Consider the following 504-nt stretch of genomic DNA (forward strand, 5'->3'; position numbering starts at 1 on the left):
GATCGTAGACCACTTCAGCATTGGGGCACTGGGCTTTGACCTCCACATCAAAGGCCGAATTCATGTCCATTGCTACGGCTTGGATGCGTTCGCAACCGACCCTGCCGAGTAGCTCAAAGAAGGGACGGATGTCAGCGCGGCTGCGTCCTCGGCCGACCCAGAGCACGCGCTAGCGCGATGGCTCGACCACCACGGTGGCGTAGCGATGCCCCTTCTGGATCGCAAACTCGTCCATCGCGATCACGCGTATGTCCGATAGGTCCACTGGGCCCAGCGTCTGCATCAGATGCCKGAAATCAAGCGCCTTGACCGTCTTCCAGTCCAGACCATGCCACTTTGCGGTGGCATGGATCGAGGTGGTGGCGCACATGCGTGCCACGCTCTGCGCAAGCCGTTGCGTTACCCGGGCATGCCGCTCCAGCCAATCCAAGTGCTCCAATTTTGGCCCACAGCGAGGGCAGGCCAGCCGCTGCCGCTGGACTTCCAGCTCCACCGGCTGGTCGA

The 504-nt window shown here is 62.0% G+C and carries 2 protein-coding genes; both read right to left on the reverse strand.

Annotated features, from left to right (window positions below; all coding sequences use genetic code 11):
* The coding region (locus ACXJKJ_RS32475) for a transposase (protein WP_457395887.1) at positions 1-166 on the reverse strand (166 nt) is incomplete at its 3' end.
* Between the two features lie 3 nt (positions 167-169).
* Positions 170-504 (reverse strand): helix-turn-helix domain-containing protein (locus ACXJKJ_RS32480; protein ID WP_457395885.1); only part of this gene is annotated, 335 nt, incomplete at its 5' end.

The sequence above is a fragment of the Roseateles sp. P5_E1 genome (genome assembly GCF_054049335.1).